The organism is Streptomyces sp. NPDC044002 (genome assembly GCF_056434525.1).
On the sequence record NZ_JBWKEZ010000141.1, the window covers coordinates 1 to 4,753 of the forward strand.

At 73.7% G+C, this 4,753-nt stretch carries 4 protein-coding genes; 2 read left to right on the forward strand and 2 right to left on the reverse strand.

Features of this window, described 5'->3' with window-relative positions; translation table 11 throughout:
- Nucleotides 1-249: 249 nt before the first annotated feature.
- Nucleotides 250-756, reverse strand: coding sequence for a type III secretion system chaperone family protein (locus tag AC07A6_RS41220; RefSeq protein ID WP_362474817.1), 507 nt, complete (start codon nt 754-756; stop codon nt 250-252).
- Nucleotides 749-2,131 carry a D-inositol-3-phosphate glycosyltransferase gene (gene mshA / locus AC07A6_RS41225; RefSeq protein WP_386275684.1) on the reverse strand — a complete coding sequence of 461 codons (1,383 nt, stop codon included), beginning with the start codon at nt 2,129-2,131 and terminating at the stop codon, nt 749-751. Before mshA ends, AC07A6_RS41220 begins: the two co-directional genes overlap by 8 nt.
- Nucleotides 2,132-2,351: 220 nt before the next feature.
- On the opposite strand from mshA, the gene AC07A6_RS41230 reads away from it, so the two are divergent.
- Complete coding sequence (locus AC07A6_RS41230; RefSeq protein ID WP_386275686.1) at nt 2,352-3,164, forward strand: class I SAM-dependent methyltransferase; 813 nt, start codon at nt 2,352-2,354, stop codon at nt 3,162-3,164.
- Nucleotides 3,165-3,397: 233 nt separating this feature from the next.
- Nucleotides 3,398-4,519: a C40 family peptidase gene (locus AC07A6_RS41235; protein WP_362474823.1), complete on the forward strand. Its 1,122-nt coding sequence runs from the start codon at nt 3,398-3,400 to the stop codon at nt 4,517-4,519.
- The last annotated feature ends 234 nt before the right edge of the window (nt 4,520-4,753 follow it).

The following is a 4,753-nucleotide window of genomic DNA, read 5'->3' on the forward strand; positions in this document are numbered from 1 at the left end:
GCTATAGATAGCCTCGCCGGCGTTTGAGGCGAACGGGGTCAGGGGCGGAGCCCCTGGGAACGGTGGAAGGGCGGGTAGGGGACCGCCCCGCGCAGCGGCCCACCCACCCGCAGACGTCCACCGGCAGCAGCCACGCGAACCGGCCCCGCCCGCAGGACGCCGGACGGAGTCCGGCGCAGCGCCGCGAAGCCGGTAAGGCGCCCCGGCGCCGCACCGCGCGAGCGGCGCGTCAAAAGGGGGCGCGGCGCGTCAAGAAGAGGCGGCGGGCCGGGTCAGGTGTTTGAAGGCGTCCAGGTTGCGGGTCGATTCGCCGCGCGAGACGCGCCACTCGTACTCGCGCCGGATCGCGCTCGCGAAGCCCAGCTCCAGGAGGGTGTTGAAGGCGCCGTCCGCCGCCTCCAGGACGGTGCCCAGGAGGCGGTCCAGGTCCTCGGGGGTGATGACCGACAGCGGGAGCCGGGCCGTGAGGTAGACGTCGCCGAGGGGGTCCACCGCGTACGCCATCCCGTACAGCTTGAGGTTGCGTTCCAGCAGCCAGCGGTGGACGCCGGCCTCGTTCTCGTCGGGGTGGCGGATGACGAAGGCGTTGACCGACAGGGAGTGCCGGCCGATGCGGAGCGAGCACGTGGTGCTCAGCTTGCGGGTGCCGGGGAGCTGGACTACGTACGTGCCCGGTTCGGGGCTCTCCCAGTTCAGCTCGGCGCCGGCCAGCGTGGACTCGATGATCGCGGCGGTGTCAGCGGCGGTGTCAGCCATGGTGGGAGCGTACGCGACGGCGATGATCATGCATGGCGGCGGTGTACACGTCGGCGGTGCCGCTGGCCGCGGTGTCCCAGCCGAAGAACTGCGCGTGCCGCGCGGCCTCGGCGCCCATCCGGTCGGTGAGGCCGGGGTCGTCGACGAAGCGGCGCAGCTCGCGGGCGTAGTCCACGGGGTCGTGGCCGGGTACGAGGATGCCCGTGACCCCGTCGTTGACGGCGACCGGGAGCCCGCCGACCTCGGCCGCGAGGACCGGCGTGCCGGTGGCCTGGGCTTCGATGGCGACGAGGCCGAAGGACTCGCTGTACGAGGGCATGACCAGCACGGACGCCGCCCGGAACCAGTCGGCGAGGCCGTCCTGGGCCACCGGCGGGTGGAAGTGGACGAGGTCGGTGATGCCGAGCTTCGCGGCGAGCTTCTGCAGGCCCTCGGGCTTGGCGAGGCCGCTTCCGCTGGGGCCGCCGACGACGGGGACGAAGAGGCGGCGGCGCAGCGAGGGGTCGCGGTCGACGAGCTCGGCGACGGCGCGGAGCAGGATGTCGGGGGCCTTGAGGGGCTGGATGCGGCCGGCGAAGAGCGGGATCACGGCGTCCTGCGGCAGGCCGAGGCGGGCGCGGGCGGCGGCGCGGCCGTCGCCGGTGGTGAAGCGGTCGAGGTTGACCCCGGGGTGGACGACGGCGACCTTGGCGGGGTCGGCGTCGTAGTGGTGTACGAGTTCCTCGGCCTCTTCGGCGGTGTTGGCGATGAGCCGGTCGGCGGCGGCGACGATCTGGGTCTCGCCGATGACGCGGGCGGCGGGCTCGGGGGTGTCGCCCTCGGCGAGCGCGGCGTTCTTGACCTTGGCCATGGTGTGCATGGCGTGGACGAGGGGGACGCCCCAGCGTTCGGCGGCGAGCCAGCCGACGTGGCCGGAGAGCCAGTAGTGGGAGTGGACGAGGTCGTAGTAGCCGGGGCGGTGGCGGGCCCAGGCCTGCATGACGCCGTGGGTGAAGGCGCACAGCTGGGCGGGCAGCTCTTCCTTGGCGAGGCCTTCGTAGGGGCCGGCGTCGACGTGCCGTACGAGGACCCCGGGGGCGAGTTCGACCACGGGCGGCAGGCCGCCGGTGGTGGCGCGGGTGAAGACCTCGACCTCTATGTTGATCGCGGCGAGGCGCTTGGCGAGCTCGACGATGTAGACGTTCATGCCGCCGGCGTCGCCGGTGCCGGGCTGGTGCAGCGGTGAGGTGTGCACGCTGAGCATGGCCACGCGGCGGGGCTTGCGGTGGTGGCCGACGGCCGGGAGGCGCAGGCGGGGGGCGTCGGGGCGGGTGGCGCGGGCGGCGGCGATGCGTCCGCTGATGCTGCCGCCGAGACGGGACACGTACTGGCTCAAGGGAGCAGTTCCTCTCGCTCGGACGACGGTCGACGGTCCTCTGCGGCCCGTCCGGCGGCGGGTCGGCAGCGCCGGTGGGGCGGCATGGCTGCGGGAGCGCGGTCGGCGCCCTGCAAGGAGTGCAACCCGGATGGCGGTCCGCCGCATTCCGGGAGCCCGGATGTTCCTGCTCGTTTGCCGGATTTTTATCTTGGCCGCGCGCTCCGCTTACGCTCGGCGCATGGTCTCCCGCAGCACTCCGCCGTCCCCGAAGCGCCCCGTGGGCACCGTGACGCGCGGGACGACGAACCCGAACCGGCTGCGCCGCATGGACCGCTGGATCGCGGCCGCGCACGGGGCGGCGCTGCGCCGGGCACAGGCGCCGGTGGCGGTGGACCTGGGGTACGGGGCGGCGCCGTGGACGGCGGTGGAGCTGCTGGCGCGGCTGCGGGAGGCGGCCCCGGGCGTGCGGGTGGTCGGGATCGAGATCGAGCCGGCGCGGGTGGCGGGGGCGAAGCCGTACGAGCGGGAGGGGCTGAGTTTCCGGCACGGCGGCTTCGAGGTGCCGCTGGACGGCGGGGAGCGGCCTGCGCTGATCCGTGCGGCGAACGTGCTGCGGCAGTACGACGAGGAGCAGGTCGCGGAGGTGTGGCAGCGGCTGTGCGGGCGGCTGGCGCCGGGCGGGCTGCTGGTGGAGGGCACCTGCGACGAGATCGGCCGACGGCACGTGTGGGTGGCACTGGGGCCGGAGGGGCCGCGGACGGTGACGTTCGCGACGCGGCTCGGTTCGCTGGAGCGGCCGTCGGACCTGGCGGAGCGGCTGCCGAAGGCGCTGATCCACCGGAACGTGCCGGGTGAGCCGGTCTACGCGTTCCTGCGCGACTTCGACCGGGCGTGGGCGGCGGCCGCTCCGTACGCCTCGTACGGGGCGCGGCAGCGGTGGATCCGGACGGCGCGGGCGCTGGCCGCGGACTGGCCGCTGGCGGACGGTCCGGTGCGGTGGCGGCAGGGGGAACTGACGGTGCTGTGGGAGGCGTTGCGCCCGGCGGGGTGAACCTCGCGCGGTGGGGAACCGGCGTTGGGGGCGGTCCGTTGAGTCGGCTGGGACGGCCGGGGCGGGGGCGGTCATGATCGGGGAGGCATCCGGAGGGTGTTGGAATTCACCGAGTCGTGGCACCATCCCGGTGACAGTGCCAAGTTACTGATGAATAGTCAGATCTGATGTCCGGTCCGGTTTGCCTGCCTTGCCCGGGGACGTCGGTCTGACCCGGGGCGCCTGGGGGAGCCATGGGGACCGTGAAGCGAGCGTCGTCGCGTCGGCAGGGAGCGTCTGCTCTCACGCTGCTGTGCGCCATGGCGATACTGGCGGCCCCGGGACTCGCGGGCACCGCGTACGCCGCCCCGGGCGCTCCCTCCGCCCCTTCCGCTCCCTCGGCCCCCGCCGCACCGGCGGCTCCCGCGCCCGAGCCGGGCACCAAGTCCCTGGAGCAGGTCCGCAAGGAGATAGAGGACCTCTACCGGCAGGCCGGCGCGGCGACGGACGCGTACAACCTCGCGGAGGGCGAGACGAAGGCCCAGTCCGAGCGGATCGTCCAGATCGCCAACCTGGTGGTCGCGGGCCAGGACCGGATCTCCTCCCTGAAGGACCGCGCGGGCGCCGCAGCCCGCGCCCAGTACCGCTCGGGCGGCCTGCCGCCGGGCGCGCGGCTGGCGTTGAGCGACAGCCCGGCCGACTACCTGGACGGGACGGGCCGGTTGCGGCAGGGCGAGAAGGCCACCACGGACCTGCTGTCCGAACTGAACCGCACGCAGACGGACTTGGAGCGGTACGCGAAGGAAGCGGGCGCGCTCTGGCAGAAGATGGAGGACAACAGGGCCAAGAAGGAAACCGCCAAGAAGCAGATCGAGGAGAAGATCAAGGCGGCGGAGGCCCTGGAGAACAGGCTGGAGGCCGAGGAGAAGGCCCGGCTGATCCAGCTGGAGCAGGAAGCGCAGTACAAGGCGCAGACGGCGTGGCTGTCGTCGGGCGCGATGAAGGACGTCAACGGCGCCGCCACGGACGCGGGCAAGCGGGCCGTGCAGTGGGCCACCGCGCAGATGGGGAAGCCGTACGTCTGGGGCGCGACGGGCCCGGACTCCTTCGACTGCTCCGGACTGACCTCGCAGGCCTGGCTGGCGGCGGGGCGGGGGATCCCACGCACCTCGCAGGAGCAGCTGCGGCTGCTGCCGAAGGTGGCGGTCAAGGACATGCGGCCGGGGGACCTCATCATCTACTTCGACGATGCGAGCCACGTCGGCATGTACGTTGGCGACGGCGCGATGGTCCACGCCCCGCGGCCGGGCCGCACGGTGACGATGGCGGGCGCGGGCTCGATGCCGATCAAGGCGGTGGTCCGCCCCGACGCGTAAGCCCTGGCCGGGCGGTGTTCCGTACCCCGGGGCGCTGCGGCCCCGGGAACCCGCCCCGGGGCTGCCGCCCCGGCCCCGCAGTGCGCTCCGCGCGGGTGCATGTCCGGGTGCGGGTCACTGCACGGCGCTACCGCGCCCGCGCCTCAATCGCCGGCGGGGCTGGAAGTGCGCTGCGCGCACTCCAGCCCGCCAGGCGACGGCCGGCCTATCCAGCCTCGCCGGCGTTTGAGGCGC